This is a genomic window from Corynebacterium sp. (assembly GCF_030532325.1).
In the GTDB taxonomy this organism is placed as follows: Bacteria; Actinomycetota; Actinomycetes; order Mycobacteriales; family Mycobacteriaceae; genus Corynebacterium.
Genome location: NZ_JAUNLS010000016.1, coordinates 40,938 through 67,054 on the forward strand (window position 1 = coordinate 40,938; position 26,117 = coordinate 67,054).

Genomic DNA, 26,117 nt, shown 5'->3' on the forward strand with positions numbered 1-26,117 from the left:
CGCTGTCCGCTCTTCTACTGCCCGTTAACTTAGGATAGGCTACCTTTTATGACATATTCTTCTAAAATTGCGGCGCTCAGTCTCGCCGCGGCCCTCACCTTAAGCGGGTGCGCCAGCCTGGAAAATACCAGTTCAGACACCACCGGCCCAGGCTCGGGCTCCGCGTCTACTTCAGCCTCCCAGGATAAGCCCCAGGGCAAGTCCAACTCCGCCGCGGGCAACGATTCCGTGGCCACCGGCAGCGAGGGCTTTGCCCAGGCCGGGGAGAAGAGCAAGGCCTTTGGCAGCGACGCCGCCCCCGGCCAGTTCCCCCGCACCATCACCCACGCCCGCGGTACCACCGAGATCAAGCAGAAGCCGCAGCGCGTGGTGGTGCTGGAAAGCGGCGAGCTGGACTCCGTGCTGGCCCTGGGCATGACCCCGGTGGGCATGGCCACCTCCAAGGGCAAGAACCCGATCCCGGACTACATGGCGGAGCAGGCCAAGGACATTGAGACCGTGGGCACCATCAACGAGGTCAACCTGGAAAAGATTGCCTCGCTCAAGCCGGATCTCATCGTGGGCTCCCAGCTGCGCTTGGACAAGTACTACGACCAGCTTTCCTCCATCGCCCCCACCGTCTTTTCCATCCGACCCGGTTACACGTGGAAGGAGAACTTCCGCCTCATGGGTGCGGCCCTGGGCGAGGAAGAGCGCGCCGCTGAGGTTATGGCGGACTACGATGCCAAGATTGCTGAGCTGCGCACGACCGTCGACAAGCTACCCAAGGGCTCCGAGACCACGGTGAGCATCCTGCGCTTCATGCCGGGCAAGGTGCGCCTCTACGGCAACCTCTCCCTCATTGGCACCGTGCTTGCCGACGCCCACCTTTCCCGCCCCGCCAACCAGGACATCGAGGAGCTGGCCACCGAGATCTCCCCGGAGACCGTGGACGAGGCCGACGCCGACTACATCTTCTACTCCAGCTACGGCGATCCGTCTGCCACCGGCCAGGACACCGCCCTGGCCACCGAGGCATTTCAGCAGCTGCCGGCCGTCAAGGAGGGCCACGCCATCGAGGTCAGCGACGACACCTGGGCGCTGGGGCTGGGCCCGCTGGGCGCGCAAAAGATCGCCACCGAGCTGAAGGGCTATCTCAGGGATTGACTCACCCCGTGAAACATATTAGTTTTCTGTTAGCGAGACGGATTACATAACTTCCCTCCCTGTGTGGCGGACCACAGCATGGCCGCTGAGGAGCTCGCATCCTGGGGTGGGCGCTGGCCCACCCCATTCCCGCAGTAGAAAGGAGGCAGTCTGGTGAACTCTCAGTTTTTGAACCGGCGCCGCCTTTCCGATCGGCCGCCCGTCGGCTGCCTCTAGGCCTTCGTGACGCGCCCCTGACACGCGCCTCTGGCCACTCCTCTGCCCCTGCGCACTACTCGCGCCCTGCAGTAGATGCGCGGGGCCTCACTATTCTTTTGGTCCACCGTGGCCGCTCTTTAGCGTGCCACCGCACAAGAAGGTTGTTCACTGATGACTCACAACGCCCACACTCCTGTACCCACCGCCAGCGACGCCGACGGCATCGTCGAGGCAGCCGTCGCCCAGGCCAAGGCATGGCTCGCCGCCACCGCCGACGAGCAGGACAAGGCCACCGAGCAGCTCGCTGAGCTGCTGCGCAACTCCGATGGCGTTGCCTTCACGATGGACTTCGTCGACCGCGTTATGCGCCCCGAAGACGATAAGGTCGCCGCCGACGCCCTCAAGTCCATCACCTCGACCTACGATGCCTCCTTCCTCGGCCTCATCAACGGCTCCCTCGTGGGCCTGGGCGGTTTCTTCGGCCCCATCCTGCCCAACCTGGTCATGCCGCTGGCCCGCCTGCGCATGCGCCAGATGGTGGGCCACCTCGTGCTCGACGCCGAGTCCGAGGCCCTGGATAAGACCCTGGACAAGGCCGCCGAATCCGGCGAGCAGCTTAACCTCAACCTGCTCGGTGAGGCCGTGCTCGGTGAGGATGAGGCCCGCTCCCGCGCCCAGCGCACCCTCAACCTCATCAACAACCCGCGCGTGACCTACGTGTCCGTCAAGGCCTCCTCCATGGTGGCCCAACTCAACCCGTGGGACATCGACGGCTCCGTCGAACGCCTCAAGGAGCGCCTGCGCCCCCTCTACCAGGCCGCCGTGGCCCGCCCGGAGCGCGTGTTCATCAACCTGGACATGGAGGAGTACCACGATCTCCACCTGACCATCCGCCTGTTTAAGGAACTGCTCAGCGAGCCGGAGTTCACCGGCCTGGAGGCGGGCATCGTGCTGCAGGCCTACCTGCCGGACACCTTCGAGGCCCTCGAGGAGCTGGCCGAGTTTGCCCAGCAGCGCGTGGCCGCCGGCGGCGCGAAGATCAAGATCCGCATTGTCAAGGGCGCCAACCTCTCCATGGAGGCCGTCCAGGGTGAAATCCACGGCTGGCCCGCCGCCCCCTACACCGATAAGCCGCAGGTGGACGCCAACTACTACCGCCTGCTCGATTACATCATCCGCCCCAAGTTCGCGGACTCCGTGCGCATCGGCGTGGCCACCCACAACCTCTACACCGCGGCCTTTGCCTACCAGCTGGGCACCACCCGCGGAGTGATGCACATGCTCGACTCCGAGATGCTGCAGGGCATGTCTCCGGCCCAGCAGGCCGCCGTGCGCGAGGTCTACGAGGGCCGCCAGATCCTCTACACCCCGGTGGTCCACGCCGAGGACTTCGACGTCGCCGTGTCCTACCTGGTGCGCCGCCTGGAGGAGAACTCCGCCCCGCAAAACTTCCTGCACGCGCTCTTCTCCCCGCAGCCCACCGCGCTGCAGGATCAGGAGGCGGTCTTCCGCCACGCCGTGGAGACCCGCTGGGACACCTTCGCCGGGCCGCGCCGCACCCAGGACCGCACCCAGGAGGCCGCCGAGAAGCAGGGCCGCCAGGCGCCGCGCACCGGCCGCTTTGCCAACGAGCCGGACACCGACCCGGCCCTGCAGGCCAACCGCGAGTGGGCGCTCGACGCTCTACAGAATGACCCGGGCGAGCACGGCGTGGAGCAGGTGACCAACCCGGAGGACATCGACAAGCATGTGCAGCGCGCCAAGGAGCTGGGCGCCCAGTGGGGTGCCCGCAGCGCCGAGGACCGCGCCCGCGTGCTGGAATCCATCGGTGATGTGCTGGCGGATCGCCGCGGCGAGCTCATCTCCGTGGCCGCCTACGAGGCCAATAAGACCGTCACTCAGACGGACCCGGAGGTCTCCGAGGCCATCGACTTCTGCGGCTACTACGCGCACTCCGCGCGCCTGCTGGAGGATTACGCCGCGGACTTCACCCCGCACCAGGTCACCGTGGTGACCCCGCCGTGGAACTTCCCCATCGCCATCCCCACCGGCGGCGTGGCCGCAGCGCTGGCAGCGGGCTCGGCGGTCATCATCAAGCCGGCACCGCAGGTGGTGCACTGCGGCAAGCTCGTGGTCGAGGCTTTCCGCGCCGGCCTGGAGGCCGCGGGCGAGGACCCGGATCTCGTGCAGCTCGTACTCGCCGATGAAGGCGAGGCCGGCCGCGCGCTGGTCTCCCACGAGGACGTCGACGCCGTCATCCTCACCGGCGCTTCCGATACCGGCAAGCTCTTCCGCTCCTGGAAGCCGCAGCTCAACATCATGGCGGAGACCTCCGGCAAGAACGCCCTCATCATCACCCCGGCCGCGGACCCGGACCTGGCGATTGCAGATCTCTACAACTCCGCCTTCGGCCACTCCGGCCAGAAGTGCTCGGCGGCCTCGCTGGTCATCTTCGTCGGCGCAGCCGGCAAGTCCAAGCGCCTGCGCAACCAGCTCATCGACTCCGTCAAGACCCTCATCCCGGGCCCCGGCACCGACATCACCACCACGATGAACGGCCTGGTGGAGGCCCCCGGCGAGAAGCTCACCCGCGGCCTGACCCAGCTGGAGCCCGGCGAGAGCTGGGTGATTAAGCCGCAGCAGCTCAACGAGGAGGGCACCCTGTGGTCCCCGGGCATTCGCGATAACGTCCAGCCGGGCTCCTGGTTCCACCTCAACGAGTGCTTCGGCCCGGTCATGGGCATCATGTACGCCGACACCCTGGAGGAGGCCATCGAGTGGCAGAACTCCACCGGCTACGGCCTGACCGGCGGCATTCACACGCTTGACGACGCCGAAATCGACTACTGGCTCGAGCACGTCGAGGTGGGCAACGCCTACGTCAACCGCGGGATTACCGGCGCCATTGTCCAGCGCCAGTCCTTCGGCGGCTGGAAGCAGTCCGTCATGGGCCCGGGCGCCAAGGCCGGCGGCCCCAACTACGTGGCTCAGTTCGGTACCTGGTCCGAGGGCACGCTACGCCCGCGCGACGTGGACATCACTCAGCCCGTGGTGGCACAGCTGCGCGCCTTCGCTGCGTTGACGGATGTGGACGGCGATGGCCTGAGCGAGGAGGACATCGCCTGGCTCTACCGCGCCGCTGAGCTGGACCAGGCCGCGTGGCAGGACGAGTTCGGCCGCGATCATGATCGCTCCGGCCTGGTCTGCGAGGCCAACGTCTTCCGCTACAAGAACCTGCTCACCCCGCTGCAGGTGCGCATCGCCCCGGACGCTGCGCTTCGCGAGGTAGCCCGCCTCCACCTCGCCGCCACCCGCACCGGCACCGAGGTGCGCTGGAGCGCCGAGGCCGAGACCGCGGACAAGCTCAACAAGCTGGGCTTTGCCGTCGAGCCGCTGTCCGCCCAGGCCTTCGCCGCCGAGGTCGCCGACCTCGCCTCCGCCCGCGTGCGCGCGGTGGGCACCGTGGAGGAGGGCGTCTACGAGGCCGCGGTGGAGTCCAACTCCGTGGTGCTGGACCAACCGGTGCTGGCCGACGGCCGCCGCGAGCTGCTGCCCTTCCTGCTGGAGCAGGCCATCTCGGTGACCATGCACCGCTTCGGCATCATCCGCCGCGTGGGCAGCATCCGCGACTAGGTGGAGCTATGGCAAGATAAAACCCCATGAGCCATAGGGATGAGAAGGACACAGTGACCGTGGGGGCGTCGGCAAGCGAAGAGCACGCCGCCGCCACCAACGAGCACAAGGCCGCCGAGGGCGGCCAGGACCAGGACAAAGACCGCGAGAAGGATCAGGACGGGGATGATTCCCCCGAGGAGACCGAGCTGCACGTCTCCGAGACTGACGATAAGTCCCGCGTCCTCGGCCGCGACGCCGTGACCCTGGCCAAGGTCTGCCTCATCTTCATCGTGATTGTGGCGGGCCTGGCCCTGGCCGGGTACATCCTCAAGTTCATCTGGGTGGGCCTGCTGCCGGTCATCCTCGCGCTGCTTATCAGCACGGTGCTCTATCCCGTCTCCGCCTGGCTGCGCTCGAAGAAGTTCCCGCGCGCCCTGGCGGCGGTGACCACCCTGCTGGGCTTTTTGGGCATCATCGTCGGCGTGTTTAGCGCCATGGCCCCGGTGGTCACCGAGCAGAGCGCCACGCTGGCTAAGCAGGCGGAAAGTGGCGTCAGCGAGCTGCTCAAGCTCACCGATAAGCTGCCCTTCGACTTCAACTTCGACGCCGCGCAGCTGCAGGACGTGCTCGATGACATCATCAGCTTCATGAAGGGCCAGGCCTCCAACATCGCCACCGGCGTGCTCAGCGGTGTCTCCACCGCCAGCTCCATCGTGGTGGCGATTGTCATCATGCTCTTCGTGTCCTTCTTCATCATCAAGGACGGCGATAGGTTCCTGCCCTGGCTGCGCAAGTACACCGGCTACTCCGCCGGCTGGCACGCCACCGAGCTCTTCAACCGCGTGTGGAAGACGCTGTCTGGCTTCATCCAGGCCCAGGCTGCCGTCGCGGCTGTCGACGGCCTGCTCATCGGCCTCGGTCTGTGGGCCATGCAGGTGCCGCTGGCGCTGGTCATCGGCGTGGTGACCTTCTTTGCCAGCTTCATCCCGGTCATCGGTGCTGTGACCGCCGGTGCGTTGGCCGTGGTCATCGCGCTGGTCTCCCACGGCCTGACCAAGGCCCTGCTGGCCCTGCTGCTCGTCGTGGCGGTGCAGCAGATTGAGGGCAACGTCCTGCAGCCGATGCTGCAGTCCAAGGCCATGGGCCTGCACGCGGCCATCGTGCTGCTGGCCGTGACCGTGGGCTCCACCCTGGCCGGCATCATCGGCGCCTTCCTGGCGGTGCCGGTGGCGGCCACCATCGCGGTGGTCTTCCGCTACCACCAGGAGATGGCCAGCCTGCGCGCCGGCGAGATCTCCGTGGAGGACATCGCGCTGGTCACCGGCTCCACCACCGATGACACCACCGAGCGAGACAAGGTCATTGCGCTCTACGAGGGCCTAGAAAGCGCCCACGCCAGCGAGAATCGCGCGGCGCAGAACTCCTAGTGCCCCAGCGCTCCTAGCTGAGGTACCCCAGCTTCTCGCAGGCCTGCGCCAGCTGGCCGGCCGCGCGGTCCAGCGCGCTGGCCCAGGTGCCAAAGGATTCCTCATTGGCGGTGTCGGAAACCTGCTTGAGCAGGGTGCACGGCACGCCGAAGCGCCGGCAGGCCGCGGCGATGGCGTAGCCCTCCATATCGCACAGCCCGGAGCCCTGGGCCAGGGCGTCGCGGGTGGCCGTATCAGAAATGAAGGCATCCCCCGTGGCCAGGGACTGCACCGGCAGGCACCCGGAGGTCTCCAGCTCGATGACCTCGGGAAGCAGGTAGCGCGAGACGTCCGTGAGGACCTCCAGCGTGAAGTCGTGCTTGCGCACGCGGTCCACCTCGAAGACGCCGTCCAGCCCGTCGCGCAGCGCGCCCGCAGTACCGATGTTGACCACGCGCTCCGGCAGCCCGCCGGTGGCCTGCGCCGCAGCGAGCACGCTAGTCAGTTCAATGGCAGCCGGCACCGTGCCGATGCCCGTAATGAGCAAGGGGGCACCCTCAGGCAGGTGCGCGGCCTCGGCGTCCACGGCGGCGACGAAGAGCGTGCGTCCAGCAATATTGTTCACGGCAGCGTTGTTCACGGCAGCGTTGTTCACAGTCGAATCCATGCCCGCGAGATTACCCGCTGCTGCGCGGCGGCCCCATCCCGGCGGGCCCCCGGACCCCGCTGATCCCAAAGGTCTGAACCTGGAAAGCTGAACCTCGACGTCGCCAAGCTCAGCGTTCTCTGCGGAGTAAGAGGCGACCTGGAGGTTCAGCTTTCCAGGTTCAGCTTTTTGTTTGTGGAGAGGCGGCAGCACCGGGAGCACTCGCTATCTCCCCGCCCGCGCCACCTGCCGGAGGCCTAGGCGCAGGGGCAGACGACGGGCACGCCGGCGTCGTCAAGCACGCGGGCCTTAATGCCGTAGACGTCCTGGAGGAGCTCGGGCACGAGGACCTCGCTCGGGGTGCCCTGGGCGCGCAGGCGGCCGCGCTGCAGTACCACGAGGTGATCGCAAAAGCGCGCGGCCAGGTTGAGATCGTGGATGGCCACCAGCGCGGCACCCACGACGCGGCGGGCCTCCTCGCGCAGCACCCGTAGGACCTCAACCTGATGGCGCATGTCCAGCGCCGAGGTGGGCTCGTCGAGGATCATCAGCCGGGGGCTGCGCGCCAGCATCTGCGCCACGGCCACCAGCTGCCGCTGACCACCGGAAAGCTCACTCATGGTGCGGTGGGCAAGCTCCACGATGCCCAGCCGGTCCAACGCGGCCACCGCGGCGGCCGGGGCGTCCTCGCACACCGGGGAGCAGGACATGACCACGGTCTCCAGGGCGGTCAGCGCCGCGGAGTCCAGCACGCTTTGGGGCACGTAGCCCACCGCGTGGCGCCGCCGCGCCCCGTGGAGCACCTCGCCGTCGACGCTGACCTCGCAGCAGCCACCGGCCAGCCTGTGCACGCCGGTAATGCCCTTGACCAGGGTGGACTTGCCAGCCGCGTTGGGGCCGATGAGCCCAGTCACCGTGCCCGGCGGGCAGAGATCCAGGCTAAGCCCCTCGATGATGGAGCGCTTGCCGTAGCCGATGGTGACGTCATCGAGACTGAGCATCAGGCACCTGCTTTCTTGCGTCGGGATAGCACTACGCCCAGGAAGAAGGGCACGCCCACCAGGGAGGTAATGATGCCAATCGGCACCGCCACGCCCGGAATGATGGTGATGGACACCGCGTAGGCGCCGGCCAGCAACATCGCGCCCACCGCCATGGAGGCCGGGATGAAGTAGCGGTGGTCTTCGCCCACGGTCAGCCGCGCCACGTGCGGGCCCACCAGGCCCACAAAGCCGATGATCCCTGCGAAGGCCACGGCACTAGCAGCCAGCAGGGAGGCCATCACCAGGGTGGACAGCCGCAGGCGGGCAACGTTGACGCCAAGGGCGGCGGCGCGGTCATCGCCAAGCCGCAGGGCGGTCAGCGCCCAGGCGTTGTAGGCCACGAAGGGCAGCGCCAGCAGCAGAGTGGCGGCGATGATGCCGTTGGACAGCCAGGTGGCGCGCTGCAAGGAACCCATGGTCCAGAAGACGATCTGCTGTAGGGCCTCGGTGGAGGCGCGGTATTGGATGAGCGCCAGCAGCGCCTGGAAGAGGAAGACCAGCGCGATGCCCAGCAGGATCATGGTCTCCGCATTCGCCCCGCGCCACACGGAGGCCGCCGCCACGACGAGCACCGCCACCAGCGCCGAGGCCCATGCCACCGCCGCGAGGTTGAACTGCGCGTGCGGGATGAGCACCCAGCCCAGCACGATGGAGGCCGCCCCGCCGAAGGCCGCGGCTGCGGAAATACCCAGGGTGAAGGGCTCGGCCAGCGGGTTATCCAGGATGGTCTGCATCTGCGCGCCGGAGAGCGCAAGCGCCGCACCCACGAGCACCGCCATGACCGAGGCCGGCAGGCGCAGGTCCCAGAGCACGGTGCGGGTGGTCTCGCTCACCGCGTCCGGGGTGAGGATGCCGCGCAGCATCTCCCCTGGGGTGAGGTTAACCGGGCCCACCACCGTGGCCACCACGAAGGCCGCCACGGCGCCGAGCAGGAACAGCGCGATGAGCAGCGCTTTGCGACGCCCCCTCGCCCTGTACGTCTCCAGGATGGTCACTGTGCTCATGATGCGGTGGCGAAGAAGGTGCCGGAGAGCTCAAAGGGCAGGTGCTCGGAGTGGAAGTCGGCGAAGTCCGCGGCCGGGTCGAGGTCCTTGAACTCCTCCGGGTGCAGCCACACGGCGAACTGCTCGAGGGCGAAGACGTTGAAGGGCGAGTCATAGAACTGGTGGTAGACGGCGTGCAGCTCGCCCTCCTTCGGCGCGTTCAGGGTGCCAAAGCCCGGGGTGCGCAGCAGGCCGGCCAGGGTGGTCTCGGCCTGTTCCTTGGTGGCGGCGTAGCCCAGCTCCACGTGCGGGAGCACCTCCGGCTTCTCCGGGTCCTTGGCCCACGAGCCGCCGGTGGCGATGATGAGCTCCGGCTGCTCGGCCACCACCTTTTCCGCGGTGAGGTCCCCGGACTCGGTATCGAGGAGATCGTCGCCGATGTTGTGGCCGCCCGCGGCGTTGACCAGGTCACCGAGGTTGGAGTTCTTCACCGTGGCGCAGCAATCCTTGAGGCCGGCGGCGCGCCACAGCAGGGTGCGCGGCTTCTGCGGCTGCTTCTGGGCGCGCTCGGTGATCTCGGTGACGCGGTCGGTGTAGAACTCGTTGAACTCCTGGGCCTTGTCCTCGCGGTCGAAGAGCTTGCCCAGCAGTTCCATCGAGCGCGGGGTGTTTTCCAGCGGCTTCTGACGGAAGTCGGTGAAGACGTACTTGAGGCCGGCCTTGTCCATGGAGTCGAGGAAGCCGGTGGTTTCCGCGGCCTTCTTGTGGTCCAGGGTCATGACCACCACGTCCGGGGTGAAGGAGACCAGGTTCTCCACGCTGACGTCGCCCTTGGCAATATTGCCGATGCGCGGCAGATCGCGGTAGTGGGCGTTGACCTCGGCAAACTTGGACTCGAAGCTGGGCGCGGCGGTGTGCAGGTCCTCACCCAGGGCCACGACGTTGGCCAGCGGGTCCTCGCGGTTGAGGATGGAGGTGGCAAAGACGCCGCGGCCTTCGGCCAGCACGATCTTCTCGGGGCGCTTGTCAAAGGAGACGTCGCGGCCGGCGACGTCCACCACGTGGAAGGAGCCCTCTTCTGAGGAGGACTCAGCCGGGGAGGGCCCCGCCTGAGTATCAGCTGTGGGCGCCGAGGAGCACGCGGTGAGGCCGAGGGCAGCAGCGAGCACGCAGCTGGCGGCGGCGAGGGGGAACTTGGGCACGGGGGTGACCTTTCTCTTCACAATTCTACGGTTGATTACCGCAGGCTTACCTTAATAGTATTAGGCACACCTAACCTTAATGCATGAGGGGAATCATGTTCAACATGGCAGTTCACGGCCCCCGCGCTAAACTCAGGCCGTTCACTGTGCGCCGCGCTCACGCCCCAACGCGAGCACCCCGGCGCTTCCCCCCTTAGCAGTCCTGACAAGGCGGTGCCGTGGAACTTCTCCGCATTCTCATCTCACGTTCGAAGCCCTACGCGGGCTTTGTCCTGGCAGTCATCCTCCTCCAGGCCCTCTCCGCAGCAGCGACGCTCTACCTGCCCTCGCTCAACGCCAAGATCATCGACAATGGCGTGGCCAAGGTGGACATCGACTACATCTGGCACACCGGCGGCATCATGCTCATCGTCGCCTTCGTGCAGGTCATCAGCGCCGTGGCAGCCACGTGGTTCGCCTCCCGCACCGCCATGGGCTTAGGCCGCGACCTGCGCTCGGAGGTCTTCCGCCGGGTCACCGGTTTCTCCACCGAGGACATGAGCCACTTCGGCCCGGCCACCCTCATCACCCGCGCCACCAACGACGTCCAGCAGATCCAGATGGTCTACATGATGATGCTCAACTTCATGGTCATCGCGCCCATCATGTCCATCGGCGGCATCGTCATGGCGCTGCGCGAGGACGCCGGCATGTCCTGGCTCGTCGCCGTCTCCGTGGCCGTCCTGCTGGGGATCATCTCCGCCATCATCCTCAAGCTCCTGCCGCTATTTCGCGCCTGGCAGGAAAAGCTCGACACCTTGAACGGCACCCTGCGCGAGCAGATCGCGGGCATCCGCGTGGTGCGCGCCTTCGTGCGCGAGGACTTCGAAACCGAGCGCTTCCGCGCCGCCAACCAGGACATCACGCAGCTCTCCCTGCGCGTGGGGCAGCTCTTCGTGCTCATGTTCCCCATCATCGTGGTCATCCTCAACGTGGCCACCGGCGCGGTGCTGTGGTTCGGCGGCCACCGCGTGGACGCGGGCCTCGTGGAGGTCGGCTCGCTCACCGCCTTCCTGCAGTACCTCCTGCAGATCCTCACCGCCGTCATGATGGGCACCTTCATGGCGATGATGCTGCCCCGCGCCATCATCTGCGCGCGCCGCATCACCGACGTGCTGGCCCACGAGCCCTCCATCACCGAGCCCACCCAGCCCAGCGCCGCCAGCGAGCCGCGCGGCGAGGTGGAGTTCCGCAACGTCACCTTCACCTACTCCGGCGCGGAAGCACCCGTGCTGCACGGCATCTCCTTCACCGCCCGCCCCGGCACCACCACCGCCATCATCGGCGCCACCGGCTCCGGCAAGACCACCCTGCTCTCCCTCATCCCGCGCCTCTACCTGCCCACCTCGGGGCAGGTGCTTCTCGACGGCGCCGATATCGCCACGCTGGCGCGGAAGGACATCGTCACGCGTGTCTCCCTCGTGCCGCAGAAGCCCTACCTGTTTAGCGGCACGGTGGCCACCAACCTGCGCCTGGGCGCGCCCGAGGCCAGCGACGAAGAGCTCTGGGAGGCGCTGCGCGTGGCCCAGGCCGGCTTCGTGAAGGACCTCGACATGCCCATTTCTCAAGGCGGCACCAACGTCTCCGGCGGGCAGCGCCAGCGCCTGTCCATCGCCCGCATGCTCGTGGCCCGCCCGGCGGTCTACCTCTTCGACGATTCCTTCTCCGCCCTCGACGTGGTCACCGACGCCGCACTCCGCGCCGCGCTCAAGCAGCGCTCCGAGAAGGCCACCACCATCATCGTGGCCCAACGCGTGAGCTCCATCGAGGACGCCGACCACATCCTGGTCATGGAGGCCGGGCGCATCGTGGCCAGCGGCACTCACGAGGAGCTGCTCGCCACCTCCGAGACCTACCAGGAAATCGTCGAATCTCAACGCACCGCGGAGGTGAGCTAAATGGCCCACGACATGACTGAAGAAGAGCTCCACGAGCTCGAGTCCAAGACCGCCGGCGACGAGTGGTCCGGCAACGCCCCGCGCCGCGCCAAGGCCTTCTGGCCCTCCGCCACGCGCCTCTTCGGGCTGCTCGCGCCCTACAAGGGCCACCTGTGGCTCATCGGCGCGATGAACATCATCTGCGTGGTGCTGGCCGTCTACGCGCCCAAGGTGATGGGCAAGGCCACCGACGTCATCTTCTCCGGCATCATCTCCCAGAACCTGCCGGCGGGCAGGAGCAAGGAGCAGGCCATTGAGGGCCTGCGCGCCGCCGGCGAGGAGCGCTTTGCCGACATGGCCTCCGCCATGGACCTCACCCCGGGCGCGGGCATCGACTTCGAGCGCCTCGGCCGGATCATCGGCATTGTCATCGCCATGTACGTGGTCTCCGCTTTCTTCCAGTGGTGGCAGGGATACATGCTCAACACCATCATCATGCGGGTGGTCTTTGACCTGCGCCAGCGCATCGAGGCCAAGGTCAACGCCCTGCCGCTCAACTACTTTGACAGCCATTCCCGCGGCGATCTCCTCTCGCGCACCACCAACGACGCCGATAACATCCAGACGGCCCTGCAGCAGTCCATCTCGCAGATCTTCTACAACCTGCTCATGATCGTCGGCATCACCGCGATGATGTTCAGCGTGTCCTGGCAGCTCGCGCTCGTCGCCCTGCTCTCCCTGCCGCTGACCGCCGTGGTCATCGGGGTCATCGGCGCGCGCTCCCAGAAGCAGTTCGCCGCCCAGTGGAAGGCCACCGGCCTGCTCAACGGCCAGGTGGAGGAGGCCTTCTCCGGCCACGATCTGGCCACCGTCTTTGGCCGCATGGACACCATGACCGAGGACTTCGACCGCCGCAACGAGGAGCTCTATCGCTCCGCCTCCCTGGCGCAGTTCCTCGCCGGCATGATGATGCCCATCATGCAGTTCATCTCCTACCTCTCCTACGTCATCATCGCCGTGCTGGGCGCGCTCAAGGTGGCCGGCGGCACCATGACCCTGGGCCAGGCCCAGGCCTTCATCCAGTACTCCCGCGAGTTCAACCAGCCGCTGGGCCAGCTCGGCGGCATGATGCAGCAGGTGCAATCCGGCGTGGCCTCCGCCGAGCGCGTCTTCGAGTTCCTCGACGCCGAGGAGCAGTCCCCGGAGCCCACCTCCCCCGCCGCACTCCCGGAGCGCGTGCGCGGCACCGTGGAGTTCCGCAACGTGGACTTCTCCTACTCCCCGGACACCCCGCTCATCCAGGGCTTAAGCCTGCGGGCGGAGCCCGGGCAGACCGTGGCCATCGTCGGGCCCACCGGCGCCGGCAAGACCACGCTGGTCAACCTCCTCATGCGCTTCTACGACCTCGACTCCGGGCAGATCCTCGTCGACGGCGTCAACACCGCCACCGTGCCCCGCCACGCACTGCGCTCCCAGATGGGCATGGTGCTGCAGGACGCGGTGGTCTTCAAGGGCACCATCATGGACAACATCCGCTACGGACGCCTGGACGCCACCGACGAGGAGGTCATCGCCGCCGCCAAGGCCACCTACGTGGACCGCTTCGTCCACGCGCTGCCCGAGGGCTACGACACCGTCATCGACCAAGACGGCGGCTCCGTCTCCGCCGGCGAGCGCCAGCTCATCACCATCGCGCGCGCCTTCTTGGCCCAGCCGGGCATTCTCATCCTCGACGAGGCCACCTCCTCCGTGGACACCCGCACCGAGATGCTCGTCCAGCAGGCTATGAACGCCCTGCGCGCGGACCGCACCTCCTTCATCATCGCCCACCGCCTCTCCACCATCCGCGACGCCGATCTCATCATCGTCATGGAGGACGGGCGCATTGTCGAGCAGGGCACCCACGCCGAGCTTCTCCGCGCCCACGGGGCCTACCACCGCCTCAACCAGGCCCAGTTCTCCGAGGAGCTTTGAGAGACCTGGGGTACGGGTGGGCGTCGTGAAGTGCCCACCGTTTAGGCTGTGAAGGGAAACGTAGAACCAAAGGAGCGCCATGATCCTCGGATGGATTGCCGTACTAATCTCGCTGCCGGTGTGGGGGTACTTCCTCTACCGGGCCTGGGGGATGTATCAGTTCGTGCGCTCCGGCGGGCCCACGCACGCCCCGCGCACTGACTCGCTGGGCGCGCGCTTCGGCCGCGTGCTCACCGAGGTCTTCGGGCATACGCACTTTAAAGGCCACCCCTTTGTCAACGCCGCGCACTGGGCGGTGATGGTGGGATTCCTCTTCGGCATCCTCGTGTGGTTCGAGGCCTACATCCAGGTCTTCGCCCCCTCGAAGGGCTGGCCCTGGCTGGGCAGCCTACCGGTCTACCACTTCATCGAGGAGGTGCTCGGCTTGGCGACGGTCCTCGGCATCACCTTCCTCGCCCTCGTCCGCGCCCGCCGTCCCCGACGTTTTGAAAACTCCCAGCAGGGCCCAGCCCTGCTGGTGGAGGCCATCGTCTTCTTCGAGGGCCTGGGCATGCTGCTGGTCAAGGCCTCGCAGATCGCCGCCTTTGGCGGCGGCTCCCTTTGGGCGGACTTTATCACCATCCACCTGGCCACCCTGCTGCCCGCTTCCTCGGCGCTGGTCTCCTTTTTTGCCCTGGTCAAGCTTCTGGTGGGCATGGCCTTCATCTTCTGCATCTCGCGCTACTACACCTGGGGTGTCATGTGGCACCGCTTCATGGCGCTGTTCACCATCTTCTTCCAGCGCCACCCCAGCGGCGAGAAGGCCCTGGGCAGCGTGGAAACCCCCGACCTCGACGAGGACGTCGCCCCCGGCTCCTGGAAGATGCTGCTCGACTCCACCACCTGTACCGAGTGCGGGCGCTGCCAGGACCTGTGCCCGGCGTGGAACACCGGCAAGCCGCTGAGCCCGAAGAAGCTCATGATGGATCTGCGGGATTCCGCCGTGGAGAACTACAACCCGCACGCCGGGGTCAACGTGCTGGCCCTGGCCGGCTCCGTGGACGACGACGTGTTGTGGTCCTGCACCAACTGCGGCGCCTGCGTGGACCAGTGCCCGGTGGACATCGAGCACATCGACCACGTGGCGGACCTTCGCCGCTTCAAGGTGCTCGCGGAGTCCGACTTCCCTTCCGAGCTGACCGGCCTGTTTAAGAACATGGAGACCAAGGACAACCCCTGGGGGCGCAACAATTCTGAGCGCCGCGCCTGGATTGACGAGGCCCGCGCCGACGGCATCGAGGTCCCCGTCGTGGGCGAGGATGACCTCACGGAGATGGAATACCTGTTCTGGGTGGGCTGCGCCGGCGCCTACGACGAAAAAGGCCGGGCGACCACCCGCGCCGTCGTGGACCTGCTGCACACCGCCGGCGTGAAGTTCGGCGTGTTGGCCACTGGAGAGAGCTGCACGGGCGACCCGGCGCGCCGCGCAGGCAACGAGTTCCTCTTCCAGATGATGGCCCAGGAGAACGTGTCCACGCTCAATGAGACTTTCGGTGATTCCCCGCGCGGCCAGCGCAAGATCATCACCACTTGCCCGCATTGCTTCAACACGCTGCGCAACGAGTACCCGGACTTCGACGGCCACTTCGAGGTCTTCCACCACACGCAGCTGCTCAACCGCCTGGTGCGCGAGGGCCTGCTCACGCCGGTGCCGCGCACCCCGGAGAATCGCAAGCCGATTACCTACCACGACCCCTGCTTCCTGGGCCGCCACAACAAGGTCTTCGATCCGCCGCGTGAGCTTTTGGAATCCACCGGTATGGAGCTGCGCGAGATGGACCACAACCGCGACGAGGCCTTCTGCTGCGGCGCCGGTGGTGCACGCATGTTCATGGAGGAGAAGCTGGGCACCCGCGTCAACGAGTTCCGTACGGAGCAAGCTCTGGCCACGGGCGCCGAGGAGATCGCCACCGGTTGCCCGTTCTGCAACGTCATGATGACCGGCGGCGTGAAGGCCCTGGCTGGCACCACCGCCGCATCCACCGCCGGCTCCCCCGCTTCCCCCGCCGCCGCATCCACCGCCGCCTCCGCCGGATCCGCAGCCGCACCCGTTGTCCATGACGTGGCCCAGATGCTGCGCACCTCCATTTCCGACGCCAACGGCAACCTGCCCGCCCCGCGCACAAAGGCCTTCCTCGGCGATCCCGTCAACCGCCCCTGGCTGGCAGCCCCCGCAGCTCCCGCAACGCCTTCCGCACCGGCAGCGCCGACCACCCCCTCCGCGCCGTCTGCCCCGGCAGCTCCCAGCGCTCCGTCTACCCCGCCCGCAGCTCCCGCAGCGGCACCTGCAGCAACCGCCCCTTCCACTCCGGCTGCGCCCAGCGCTCCAGCCGCTCCTGCTACTCCCCCAGCACCCAGCGCTCCAGCTGCTCCGCCAGCGCCCAGCGCCCCGAAGGCAGCACCCGCTGCACCCTCGGCACCTACTGCACCTGCGGCGCCCCCTGCACCAACTGCGCCTGTCGCACCTTCGTCACCTGCCGCGCCCAAACCGCCATCCGCCCCCGCGGCACCATCCGCGCCTCAGGCACCCCAGGCACCAAAGCCGCCTTCTGCACCATCGACTCCCGCTGCTCCTTCCGCTCCGGCCGCCCCGACTCCACCTGCGCCCAAGACACCCCAGGCACCGCAGCCGCCGAACTCTTCAGTGCCTCAAGCGCCAAAGCCGCCGAGCGCTGACTAGTTCCCCATTGAGTTCAGGGCCCAAAGCCATATGGTTTTGGGCCCTTCTCTAGGCCCGCCAGCCGAAGACATACATGCGTTCATGGGCTAAATCGAACTTTCCCGTTTTCAATACGTGTTCAATTGGTGCCACCTCCCCTCCGCTTCGCCAGCCCACCATCCACGAGCAGCTTGTCGACGTCACACCTTTAACCTTTCCTCACTACATCCGAAGCACTCGCCGCCAGATTCGCGATGAATGTAGTGAGGAAAAGTCACAAAGCGTCGCACCGGGCCGCGATACGCCCGAGGAAGGTGCCTCCGGGAATGCCGCCTGGGAAGGACACGGTACGTTTTGACGGGAAACGGATTTTGGGAACGTTTGCACAATCCGATATTCGCAAAAACGTACCGCGCGCGGAACGCAAGCCCGGCCGCGCGAGGCGAAAAGCACCACGGAAGCGAAGGGAGGAGCTATTGAACACGTACTGAAAACGGGAAAGCTCGATTTAGGGCAAAAAGGCATATATGTCTTCGCCTGTTGCGAAAAGAGAGCGCCCAGAAAAGGTCGCGGGCGAAGAGCTCGCACAGAACGAGGAGGAAGGCCAAGCTCGCAGGACACCAAGGTCGCGGGCGAAGAGAACACACAAGAAGCACACAGCGCACGCGGGAAACCGAAAGCCCATGCGCACAGCTTCAACTATCCAGCCACCGGCGCAGCAGCGTAATCTGTCACCATGATTTTTGACGCGCTCGACGCCACCCCCATGGTCCTGGCAGCAGGCGATTCCGACTACAAGCCCTCGTTGGTCTCCTTCGCCTGGATCATGGCCGCGGCCCTGCTCGCGCCACTGTTGTCCCACATGTTCGGCAAGAAGCTGCCCGCCGTGGCCCTGCTAATTTTCCTCGGCATGATCATCGGCCCCTCGGTCCTCGGCCTGGCCAGCGATGACCCCGGCATCGGCATGCTTAAAGAGCTCGGCGTCGGCGCGCTCTTCCTGCTCGCCGGCTTCGAAATCGAAATCAGCACTCTCAAGTCCAAGCAAGCCCTCAACGGCCTGACCACCTGGCTTATCTGCATGCTCGCCTGCATGGCCGGCGCCTACTTCATCATGGATGACATCCCGGGCGCCATCGTCATGGCCATCGCCCTGACCTCCACCGCGCTGGGCACCATCACGCCGATGCTCAAGCAGGACAAGCTCCTGGGCACCACCGTCGGCGAATCCGTCATGATTCACGGCGCCATCGGCGAGATCGCGCCCATTACCGCCATGGCCCTGCTCCTGGGTACCCGCTCCACGCTGACTACCATGTTCATCATCCTGGCCTTCCTCATCATCGCGGTGGGGGTGGCAATTATGCCGCGGGCCATCGTCACCATCGTGCCCTGGGTCAAGAACGCCTTCCTCTCCTCCGCGGGCTCCACCAACCAAACCATCCTGCGCCTCATCGTGCTCATCCTGGCCATCCTCATGGCGGTCACCGCTGTCTTCGAGCTTGACATCGTCCTCGGCGCCTTCGCCGCGGGCATCATCCTCAACCGCATCATCCCCGACGAGTTTCACAAGGGCCTGGAAAACCGCCTCGACGTGCTCTTTTACTCCATGCTCATCCCCGTGTTCTTCGTGGTCTCCGGCATGTCCATCGATTGGCGAGTCATCGTGGACAACCCCCTCAAGGTCCTCGGCGTGCCCGTGCTCATCTTGGTCACCCGCGGCCTGCCCGTCTTCCTGCGCGAAAACCTCCCCCACAACGGCTCGAACATGGAGACCACCCGCGAGCGCCTCCAGGTGGCTCTCTACGCCGCAACGGGCCTGCCCATCATCGTCGCGGTGATGACCTTGGCCGTGGATTCTGGCATTCTGGATGCAGAGACCTCGTCTATTTTCATCGCCGGCGGCGCGCTGACCGTGGCCATCTTCCCGCTACTGTCCAGCCTGGTCCGCGGCAAAGAACCAGTTCCCACGGAGCCCAAGAAGTGAACGATTACCTGCGGCTTTCCGACGCCGACCGCACCGACGCCATCAACCAACTCGCCCGCGCCGTAGGCGAGGGGCGCCTGAGCATGGAGGAGTTCGAGGAGCGCTCCGACGACGTCATGCGCGCCACCACCCGCCGCGAACTCCTCCCCCTGTTCAGGGACATCCCCGCACCCACCACCACCGAGATCAAGGTCTACTCCCAGGGCGAGGTCGAGCGCGCCTACCAGGCCTCCCGCAAGCCGCGCCTGGCGTTTACGCTGACCGGATCCATCGCCTTGACCTTCGGCTCGATTGCCGCGTTTGCCGCCTCCACCAGCGCAGGAGTGGGCGCCGCGCTCGCGGGCGTGGGCCTGCTCTTCCTCATCCCCGTGCTGTGGATCATGGCCTACCTGGCCAAGATCGGCCCCGCCTCCTGGTACCAGCCCTCCCCGCGCCAGATCGAGCGCCAGAAGCGGCGCGAGCTGCAGGCAGCCACCGCGCACGAGCGCGCGCAGATGAAGGCGTTGGAGCAGGCGCAGTGGGCGGAGAGGCGTCGCCAAGCCAGCGAAATCACGGGCGAGGCGATGAATCTGGCAAAACGCAAGCTCGATCAGTGGAACAAGAAGTAATGCAGGTGGCAGAATATTCTGCATGACTACACCTAAGCGCCGCATTTTTGACCAGTCCGCCAAACTCAAGGGAGTCGCCTACGACATCCGTGGCGAGGTCTCTGCGGAGGCGGAGCGAATGGAGCTTGACGGGCATAGCATCCTCAAGCTCAACACCGGAAACCCAGCCGTGTTTGGTTTTGACGCCCCCGACGTCATCATGCGCGACATGATTGCGGCGTTGCCCACCTCGCAGGGCTACTCCACGTCCAAGGGCATCATCCCTGCCCGCAGGGCCATCGTCACCCGCTACGAGCTGGAGGATTTCCCGCACTTCGACGTCAACGACGTCTACCTGGGCAACGGCGTCTCCGAGCTGATCTCCATGGTTACTCAGGCGCTGCTTGACGACGGCGACGAGGTACTCATCCCCGCCCCCGACTACCCGCTGTGGACCGCCGCGACCTCCCTAGCCGGCGGCACTCCGGTGCACTACCTGTGCGATGAAGAAGATGACTGGAACCCCTCCATCGAGGACATCCGCTCCAAGGTGACGGAGAAGACCAAGGCCATCGTGGTCATCAACCCCAACAACCCCACCGGCGCTGTCTACTCGCGCGAGACCCTGCAGCAGATCGTGGACGTGGCCCGCGAGTACAACCTGCTCATCCTCGCCGATGAGATCTATGACCGGATTCTGTACGACGGCGCCAAGCACATCTCCATTGCCTCCCTCGCCCCGGATCTGCTCACGGTGACCTTCAACGGCCTGTCCAAGGCCTACCGCGTGGCGGGCTACCGCGCGGGCTGGATGGTGCTCACCGGCCCGAAGTCCCACGCCCGCGGCTTCATCGAGGGCTTGGACCTTTTGGCCGGCACCCGCCTGTGCCCCAACGTTCCGGCGCAGCACGCCATCCAGGTGGCCCTGGGCGGGCGCCAGTCCATCTACGAGCTCACCGGGGAGGGCGGGCGCCTGCTCAAGCAGCGCAACATCGCCTACCAGAAGCTCAATGAGATCCCGGGTGTCTCGGTGACCAAGCCGATGGGCGCGCTCTACTGCTTCCCGCGCCTGGACCCGAACGTCTACGAGATCCACGACGATTCCAAGCTCATGCTCGACATCCTGCGCGCGGAGAAGATCCTCATGGTGCAGGGCACCGGCTTCAACTGGCCCACCCCGGATCACTTCCGCGTGGTCACGCTGCCGTGGGCCTCCCAGCTGGAGAACGCCATCGAGCGCCTGGGCAACTTCCTGGTCAGCTACAAGCAGTAGCAGAATGCCTCACCATTCCGCCCCGCGCCCGGAGCCGTGGCGCGCCATCCTCCTGGGATTCCTTGGCCTGATGCTCCTGGCCACCCTCATCGGGCTGGTTCTCCTGCGCCCCAGCAGCGCGATCAGCGAGCACACCACCGAGGAGTTCCGGCAGACCTACGCGCTCAACCACCCGCAGGTCACCGGCACCGTCACCCAGGTGGATCACCAGCTGTGCACCGATCCGCACACCGGCCAGGCCTTCGATAGCCCGCCGCTCATCCCAGCCGGGGAGACCGGCGAGGGCTCCTGCACCCGCGCGCTGGTGGACATCACCTCCGGGGCCAACGCGGGTAAGAAAACCCAGCTGGTCTTCTACGGCCTGCCCAGCGATCCCACACTGAGCGCCGGCGAGGAGATCCTGCTCAACGAGTCAGCGGAGGCCTACACCTTTGCCGATTACTCCCGCGGCGGCAACCTCGCGCTGTGGGCCGTGTTGGCGGCGATTGTCATCGTGGGCTTCGCGGCCTGGCACGGGCTGCGCGCCCTGCTGGGGCTGGGGCTAAGCCTGGCGGCCGTGTTCTACTATCTCATCCCTTCCTTGGTCAGCGGGCATGCCCCGCTGCTGGTGGGCGTGGTCACCACCGCCGCCATCCTCTTCGTAGCAGTGCCCCTGGTGCACGGCCTCAACTGGAAGTCCGCCTCCGCGCTCGGCGGCGCCCTCCTGGCACTAGGGGCGGCGGCGGGGTTGACGTGGGCGTCGATAAGCAGCACGGCGTTGCAGGGCTCCAGCTCCGAGGACAACCTCAAGCTGCTGCTCTACCTGCCGGGAATTCCCGTGGTGGGCGTGCTGGCCTGCGGTTTCCTCATCGGCGCGCTGGGCAGCCTCAACGACATCGCCGTGGCGCAGGCCTCGACGGTCACGGAGCTGCACGCCGCCGACCCCACGCTGAAGCCCGGGCAGCTCTTCTCCTCGGCGATGAAGGTGGGCCGCGATCACATCGCCTCCATGGTCTACACCATCGTGCTGACCTATACCGGCGCCTCGCTGCCGCTGCTCATCCTCATCTCCGCCGCCGAGCGCCCCGCCGCGCAGATCCTCAGCAGCGATCTGGTGGCCACCGAGGTACTGCGCTCGCTCACCGGCGCGATGGCGCTGACCCTGGCCGTGCCGCTGAGCACCGCGATCGCCGCGTTTACGATGCGCTCTCCTGCAGGCTGCGCCCGAGCGCCTCGATAGTCCAGCCAGCCTCACGCCACTGAGCGACGCCCAACACGTTGCGCCCGTCAATAATGTGGCGGTTGCTCACCAGCTCGGCGGTGGCGGCGGGATCAAGCTCGCGGAATTCCTGCCATTCGGTGGCAAGAATGACCAGTTCGCTCTCGGTGAGCGCCTCGCTGGCCGAGTCCGCGTAGTTGAGCGTGGGGAAGACCTTGCGGGCGTTATCCATGCCCTGCGGGTCGAAGACGGTGACCGCCGCGCCGGCCAGGGAGAGCGAGCCGGCCACCGAGAGCGCGGGCGAGTCGCGCACGTCGTCAGAGTTGGGCTTAAACGCGCAGCCCAGCACGGTGACCCGGCGGCCCAGCAGGGAGCCGGCGAAGGCATTCTTGGCCATCTCCACCATGCGGTCGCGGCGGCGCATGTTGATGGCGTCGACCTCGCGCAGGAAGGTCAGGGCCTGGTCCGCGCCCAGCTCGCCGGCACGCGCCATGAACGCGCGGATGTCCTTGGGCAGGCAGCCGCCGCCAAAGCCCAGGCCGGCCCCTAAGAACTTGCGGCCGATGCGCTCGTCGTGGCCGATGGCGTCGGCAAGCTTGACCACATCCGCGCCCGCAATCTCGCAGATCTCCGAGACCGCGTTGATGAAGGAGATCTTGGTGGCCAGAAAGGCGTTGGCGGAGACCTTGACCAGCTCGGCGGTTTGCAGGTCGGTGACGATGAACGGGGTGCCGGTGCTCAGCGGCTGGGAGTAGATCTCGCGGGCGGTTTCCTCGGCGCGGCGGGCGCGCTCGGGCTCGGCGGGCACGCCCAGCACGATGCGATCCGGGGTGATGGTGTCCTTGACGGCGTAGCCCTCGCGCAGGAACTCCGGGTTCCAGGCGATGGTCACGGTGGTCTCCGGCCCGGCCAGGGAATCGGCCAGCTCTTGCAGCTCGGCAGCGGTGCCCACCGGCACGGTGGACTTGCCCAGGATGAGGTGCTCGCCATCAAGACGGGGCACGAGCTCGGTGATGACCGCGCGCACGTAGGTGAGATCCGCGGCGTAGGAGCCGTGACGCTGCGGGGTGCCCACGCCGAGGAAGTGCACGTGGGCGAACTCCGCGGCGGCGTCGTAGCTGGTGCTAAAACCCAGGCGCCCGGCGCTAATGTTGCGCTCGAGTACCTCGGGCAGCCCGGGCTCGTAGAAGGGCACCCCGCCGGCGGCCAGGACCGAAATCTTGTTCTCATCCACGTCCACGCCCAGGACCTCGTGGCCGAGCTCGGCCATGCAGGCGGCGTGCGTTGCACCGAGGTAGCCGGTGCCAATCACAGTCATGCGCATAACAGGCAAGCCTAGGGCGGGCGTGTAAACGAGCGATGAACCCAGGCGAAAGATCTAGAGAAGAAAGTAGGCCAAAGATCTAGCGGAAGTTGAGGTAGGACTTCGAAGGCGTGGGGCCGCGCTGACCCTGGTACTTCGAGCCCAGCACGCCGGAGCCGTAGGGGTTATCAGCAGGCGAGGACATCTTGAAGATGGCCAGCTGGCCCACCTTCATGCCGGGCCACAACGTAATGGGCAGGTTCGCCGTGTTGGAGAGCTCCAGCGTGATGTGGCCGGAGAAGCCGGGGTCAATAAAGCCCGCGGTGGAGTGGGTGAGCAGGCCCAGGCGGCCCAGGGAGGACTTGCCCTCGAGGCGCCCGGCCAGATCCGCGGGCAGGGTGAAGGCCTCCAGCGTGGCGCCGAGGACAAACTCGCCGGGGTGCAGGACGAAGGCGTCGCCATCTTCTACTTCCACCAGGCTGGTGAGATCCGGCATTTCTTGCTTCGGGTCGATGTGCGTGTAGCGGGAGTTGTTGAATACCCGGAAGAGCTTGTCCAAACGCACGTCCACGGAGGATGGCTGCACCATCTCGGGGTCGTAGGGGTCGATGCCGAGGCGCCCGGAATCGATGGCTGCACGGAGGTCACGATCTGAAAGAAGCACGGCCTAGAGTCTACTTCCATATGGGGCCACTGTCCCCAAATAGGCACGTTCCCCTTGGGGTACCGTTGGCCACCAGGCTTTAGGCGGGGCGTTTGTGTATTCACCCCACCCGGGGTGCTAAGCTATTTTCTCGATGCACCGCGTGCATCATGCCGACGTAGTTTAATGGTAGAACTTGAGCTTCCCAAGCTTACGGCGCGGGTTCGATTCCCGTCGTCGGCTCCACCTCAATATCGAAGCTGGCCCGCTCTACGCCACGAGACACTTCACCCGCTTGAGGCTATGACTACCTGGCCTTCCAACCCACCCAACGGAATCAGACGCCTTCCAAAAGGCCACAGTTGAAACCTGCCCTCCCGCAACCTGAACCGGCGCATTTTTACGTTTCAGCTTCATCCAGAACAAAGCTGACCAGGCTAGACCAAGGAGCCGCTATCAAACGAAACAACAAAGTGATTTCGCTCACCGTGCAGGCGCTAGTATAGTCACTTGGCGAGAAAATCCCTATAGAAATCAGATATCGAGACCGTTAGTCAAAATACTCACCACACTATGTTTGACCATAACACCCCGTCATGAAACACTGGCCGGCTTCAACACTAGAGAAGTGAATTTTTCTACGGAAAGGGAACGAATGCCAAACGCTTTTCAGCCCACAAAAATAATAAAGTTTGGGCTCATCGGAAGCCTTGGCACTTTAGTTAATATGGCAATATTCGTCACCCTTTCTAAGCTGCTAGCTAGCGTCAGCCTACACGGCGATACCATTCTCTTCAGCTTTCCCATTGGGAATTACAGCTTCCGCCTCGATCATGCCATCATTGCCTTATCCTTCATAGGGGCAAACCTATTTAATTATAGCCTCAATCGAACTTTTACGTTTTCAGAAAGTGACACCCCCCGCATTGAAGGTTCAATAAAGTTTCTCTTAATCGGCACAATCGCTTGCCTATTTCAAATGGCCCTCTTTTCGGCTTTGGTAAGAGGTCCACTACTGCAACTTCCAACAGATCTGCTAGACGGAAGCACTGGGTTTAGAAATATTAAATACTGGGCTCAAATCATTTCTATCATCTTAGTCTTGCCGATTAATTTCTTTGGCAATTATCTTTGGACATTTCGAGCACAAAAAAGCCTTCGATAAAGCATTTACGGTTGAGAATAGCACTCGAACAAGCGCTGGAGATTATCTTTTCCAGGTTTCCACCGGCACCCTGAAGCATCTCTCGGCACCCTCATTACATTATCGCCCCGGTGGCTAGCGGCACATTGACCCTACCCATACACCCGCAAGTGCGTAGGCGGAGTTAGGATCCAATAGCTGGGTAAGGAAGTCATCCACGAACCAGCCGTTTTCTTTCGTCATGCCGAATACCTGCCAATTCAACAGGTTAATACCCCTTCGCATATTTGTGTGGGTATTCATCCTGCCATCAGAAAATCCTCGGCAAGAGTGCATTCTTGTTGAAAGTGACTAATCCATTGCTTAGCCCCATTAGGTAGCCCAGTAATTTGATACCGTACGGAAGGAGAATCATGAAGATTTTAAATAGAAAGCTCGTTGCGGCTGGTTCTGCGCTTATGGTGCTTTTTTGCGAGTGCCCCCGCAGCCAGCGCAGCACAGCTAGGCCCCTACGACAGCAAATGGAAGTGCTATCTCGATAGCTTGCCCGGCCATGCCACTTCCACTGTCAAGATTCCCTGCGAGAAGCGCTCTGACGGCAAGTGGTACTTTGAGACCTTCGTAGGGTAGCACTCTGAACATCAATCACGGCTGAATCTTTCGTGTTTACCTCAAATAATCATCGTTTTCAGGTGACTACGAGGTTTTAGTTCCTTGATTCCCGTCGGGCATCTACCGCATAGATCCCCGATGGGAATCAAACTCTGTTTGCCCCCCAGAAACGCACAGGCTTGAGTCCATCACAATTGCCCTCTGGAACAACTCCTAGAAATCCCAGCGATAACCACTCATTAGAATGACGCATGCTTGTGAATATTTATTAGGTGTCCATCAAATAATTGCGACTATGAAAGGAGCCTGATAGCTGTCGATGACACCGGAACCTTTTTGAGCTTCGGATAGCATGTTAACGCAAAGGCCGAGGCAGCCTCCAAAGCTCATTGACATCACGAAGCTTTTGATTTTTCGGTGTTACCTCGCGTTTCCGCGATGGAATTTCTCTCTCCCCCCTTCGCCCGCACAGCATTCCCGCTGCAGCGCGCTGGTTGCGTCCGTTAGCGTGGTGTATCTGTGACCCGGGGTTGTGCTCATGTCGGT

The 26,117-nt window shown here is 65.0% G+C and carries 17 protein-coding genes and 1 tRNA gene; 12 read left to right on the top strand and 6 right to left on the bottom strand.

Features of this window, described 5'->3' with window-relative positions; genetic code table 11:
* Positions 1–48 precede the first annotated feature (48 nt).
* From Q4E25_RS09020 to Q4E25_RS09030, 3 genes are all read left to right on the top strand, one after another.
* Positions 49–1,146 carry an ABC transporter substrate-binding protein gene (locus Q4E25_RS09020; protein WP_303156454.1) on the top strand — a complete coding sequence of 366 codons (1,098 nt, stop codon included), beginning with the start codon at positions 49–51 and terminating at the stop codon, positions 1,144–1,146.
* 369 nt (positions 1,147–1,515) lie between these two features.
* Positions 1,516–4,977 carry a bifunctional proline dehydrogenase/L-glutamate gamma-semialdehyde dehydrogenase gene (locus Q4E25_RS09025; RefSeq protein ID WP_303156455.1) on the top strand — a complete coding sequence of 1,154 codons (3,462 nt, stop codon included), beginning with the start codon at positions 1,516–1,518 and terminating at the stop codon, positions 4,975–4,977.
* Between the two features lie 26 nt (positions 4,978–5,003).
* A complete protein-coding gene (locus tag Q4E25_RS09030; RefSeq protein ID WP_303156456.1) occupies positions 5,004–6,386 on the top strand; it encodes an AI-2E family transporter in 1,383 nt (460 codons plus the stop codon).
* A 13-nt stretch (positions 6,387–6,399) separates the two neighbouring features.
* Here Q4E25_RS09030 and Q4E25_RS09035 read toward each other — a convergent pair whose 3' ends face one another.
* From Q4E25_RS09035 to Q4E25_RS09050, 4 genes are all read right to left on the bottom strand, one after another.
* Positions 6,400–6,990: a nucleosidase gene (locus Q4E25_RS09035; RefSeq protein WP_303156468.1), complete on the bottom strand. Its 591-nt coding sequence runs from the start codon at positions 6,988–6,990 to the stop codon at positions 6,400–6,402.
* Between the two features lie 278 nt (positions 6,991–7,268).
* Positions 7,269–8,015, bottom strand: a complete 747-nt coding sequence (locus Q4E25_RS09040) for an ABC transporter ATP-binding protein (protein WP_303156469.1) — start codon at positions 8,013–8,015, stop codon at positions 7,269–7,271.
* Positions 8,012–9,058, bottom strand: coding sequence for an iron ABC transporter permease (locus Q4E25_RS09045; RefSeq protein ID WP_303156457.1), 1,047 nt, complete (start codon positions 9,056–9,058; stop codon positions 8,012–8,014). The genes Q4E25_RS09040 and Q4E25_RS09045 overlap by 4 nt, the downstream gene beginning before the upstream one ends.
* Positions 9,055–10,239, bottom strand: coding sequence for an ABC transporter substrate-binding protein (locus Q4E25_RS09050; protein ID WP_303156458.1), 1,185 nt, complete (start codon positions 10,237–10,239; stop codon positions 9,055–9,057). The genes Q4E25_RS09045 and Q4E25_RS09050 overlap by 4 nt, the downstream gene beginning before the upstream one ends.
* A gap of 218 nt (positions 10,240–10,457) precedes the next feature.
* On the opposite strand from Q4E25_RS09050, the gene Q4E25_RS09055 reads away from it, so the two are divergent.
* From Q4E25_RS09055 to Q4E25_RS09085, 7 genes are all read left to right on the top strand, one after another.
* Positions 10,458–12,176 (top strand): ABC transporter ATP-binding protein, encoded by a 1,719-nt coding sequence (locus tag Q4E25_RS09055; RefSeq protein ID WP_303156459.1) that lies wholly within the window; start codon positions 10,458–10,460, stop codon positions 12,174–12,176.
* Complete coding sequence (locus Q4E25_RS09060; RefSeq protein WP_303156460.1) at positions 12,177–14,129, top strand: ABC transporter ATP-binding protein; 1,953 nt, start codon at positions 12,177–12,179, stop codon at positions 14,127–14,129. It begins immediately after the preceding gene.
* Positions 14,130–14,208: 79 nt separating this feature from the next.
* Positions 14,209–16,848, top strand: a complete 2,640-nt coding sequence (locus Q4E25_RS09065) for a (Fe-S)-binding protein (RefSeq protein WP_303156461.1) — start codon at positions 14,209–14,211, stop codon at positions 16,846–16,848.
* 715 nt (positions 16,849–17,563) lie between these two features.
* Positions 17,564–18,811: a cation:proton antiporter gene (locus tag Q4E25_RS09070; protein WP_303156462.1), complete on the top strand. Its 1,248-nt coding sequence runs from the start codon at positions 17,564–17,566 to the stop codon at positions 18,809–18,811.
* Positions 18,808–19,419: a DUF1707 domain-containing protein gene (locus tag Q4E25_RS09075; protein WP_368502623.1), complete on the top strand. Its 612-nt coding sequence runs from the start codon at positions 18,808–18,810 to the stop codon at positions 19,417–19,419. The genes Q4E25_RS09070 and Q4E25_RS09075 overlap by 4 nt, the downstream gene beginning before the upstream one ends.
* A gap of 22 nt (positions 19,420–19,441) precedes the next feature.
* The gene (locus tag Q4E25_RS09080; RefSeq protein ID WP_303156463.1) at positions 19,442–20,671 is read left to right on the top strand and encodes a pyridoxal phosphate-dependent aminotransferase; all 1,230 of its coding nucleotides are present in this window, start codon (positions 19,442–19,444) and stop codon (positions 20,669–20,671) included.
* A 4-nt stretch (positions 20,672–20,675) separates the two neighbouring features.
* Positions 20,676–21,890, top strand: coding sequence for a YibE/F family protein (locus Q4E25_RS09085; RefSeq protein WP_303156464.1), 1,215 nt, complete (start codon positions 20,676–20,678; stop codon positions 21,888–21,890).
* Here the strand turns inward: Q4E25_RS09085 and Q4E25_RS09090 are convergent.
* On the bottom strand, positions 21,847–23,193 hold the full coding sequence (locus Q4E25_RS09090; RefSeq protein WP_303156465.1) for a UDP-glucose/GDP-mannose dehydrogenase family protein: 1,347 nt from the start codon (positions 23,191–23,193) through the stop codon (positions 21,847–21,849). The genes Q4E25_RS09085 and Q4E25_RS09090 overlap by 44 nt on opposite strands.
* A 79-nt stretch (positions 23,194–23,272) precedes the next feature.
* The gene (gene dcd, locus Q4E25_RS09095) at positions 23,273–23,836 is read right to left on the bottom strand and encodes a dCTP deaminase (RefSeq protein ID WP_303156466.1); all 564 of its coding nucleotides are present in this window, start codon (positions 23,834–23,836) and stop codon (positions 23,273–23,275) included.
* A 151-nt stretch (positions 23,837–23,987) separates the two neighbouring features.
* Between dcd and Q4E25_RS09100 the strand changes: the two genes are divergently transcribed.
* Both Q4E25_RS09100 and Q4E25_RS09105 read left to right on the top strand, forming a co-directional pair.
* Positions 23,988–24,061, top strand: a tRNA-Gly gene (locus Q4E25_RS09100).
* A gap of 382 nt (positions 24,062–24,443) precedes the next feature.
* Positions 24,444–24,980, top strand: a complete 537-nt coding sequence (locus Q4E25_RS09105; protein ID WP_303156467.1) for a GtrA family protein — start codon at positions 24,444–24,446, stop codon at positions 24,978–24,980.
* Positions 24,981–26,117 lie beyond the last annotated feature (1,137 nt).